Raw genomic sequence first — 1475 nt, forward strand, 5'->3', positions numbered from 1 at the left:
CCAGGGCCGCGGCATTGAGGGCGACGCCCGGCTGGTGGCCGCGCATCAGGACCTGATGCGTGTCGTCGTCGCCGTTGAGGGTGGTCACCCGGTAGGGGGCGATCAGGGTGATCTCGGCGCCGGGCGTGACCTGCTGGGGGTCGAAGGCGTCCGCGGCTTCCTGACGGCCGAGATCGCCTTCGACGAGCTCCCAGCCGCCGTTGCTGAGCAACGTGGCCCACCGCTGTTCGGCGTGCTCGCGGGCCGCGCCGTGCACGCGGTCGGCGGCGAGGAGCAGGAGTTCACGGCCGACGCCAGTCAGCCGGTCGGCGACCACCCCGGGCCCCGCAGCCGTATCCGCCATCGCGGAGGGCTCGTTGAGCGGGTCGTCGGGCCCGTCACCGGCCAGCTCGGCGAGGACGTCCGGGATGATGCGGCTCTGCAGGAGCTGCGCGTATGGGTAGGTGTACAGCGGCATGGCCACCGAGACGGAGAACGTCTCCTGGGTGCCGACGTGGAAGACCCGGCGAGGCAGGAACAGGGCGTCGCCCGGCTCCAGCAGGAAGTGCTCGCCCTGCTCCAGCAGCGCCTGGTACTCGCCGAGAGTGGCCTGCTTGCCGCCGGTGAGCTTCTCGTACTGCTCGGCGGGCCAGCAGTAGAAGTTCTTCGCGTTGGGGCCGAGGTGGACGAGGAACGCGTCCTCGTACCCCTCGTGGATCCCGAAGGCGGTTCCGGAGTAGTTCCCGGCGAATGCGACCTGTTCGGCGCCGCCCAGCGGCAGGCCCCACCCGTCGATGAGGCTCTTCAGGAAGGTGCCGAGGCCGGACGCGAGGGCGGGGCTGACGGTCTCCAGGTTGTTGATGACCAGGGAGAACCGCTCGGCGCCGGCGAGGTCCTGCATCCACGGCACGAAGGCGTCCACGCCCCCGCTCCAGCCGGGCGCGGTCAGGGCCTGGGGCAGAAGGTCGTCGCGACGCTCCACCCCCACGTAGACGCGTGCGTGCGCCTTGATGTCGGTCCCCGCGGCGTGGGCTCGCCGGATGGCCTCGAATCCGGCCAGGACGTCGTCCGGGCCGGCCGCGGTGGCCGGGATGACGCCCTTGAACAGGAAGGGCGTTGTCCGTCCAGTGGTGTGGTCGGGGAAGGTGCCGGTCCAGAAGGCCTGGTCGGGCGGCCAGGGGTAGGTGGTGTCCATCAAGGATCTCCTGACGTCGGGGCGGACTGCCGTGATCGGGGAGGCGGGGCACGGTGACGCGGCGCCGGGATCAGACGAGGTAGTCCTCGGGGCCGCCGCGGCGGACGGTGTCGAGCGTGAAGCAGTGGAAGCCGCCGCCGAACAACCGCCGGTGGCGGTGACGGACCGGGACGACGGTGAAGCCACGCGCCTCCAGGACCTCGATCAGCTCCGGGTAGAGCGAGTTGACGACGACGGTGTTCTCGTCGACGGACAGGAGGTTGATGTCCATGTACCGGCTGCCGATGGGGATGACGAAGCC

1 protein-coding gene and 1 pseudogene are annotated in these 1475 nt (G+C 70.8%); both read right to left on the reverse strand.

All coding sequences use genetic code 11. From position 1 onward, the window contains the following. Window positions 1–1174: cupin domain-containing protein (locus tag ABZ281_RS49115; protein WP_356665323.1), on the reverse strand; the 1174-nt coding region annotated here is incomplete at its 3' end. A 70-nt stretch (window positions 1175–1244) separates the two neighbouring features. Continuing rightward, window positions 1245–1475, reverse strand: a pseudogene (locus tag ABZ281_RS49120) (inosamine-phosphate amidinotransferase 1); the annotation flags it as partial.

This window comes from Streptomyces sp. NPDC006265, from assembly GCF_040613555.1.
In the GTDB taxonomy this organism is placed as follows: Bacteria; Actinomycetota; Actinomycetes; order Streptomycetales; family Streptomycetaceae; genus Streptomyces.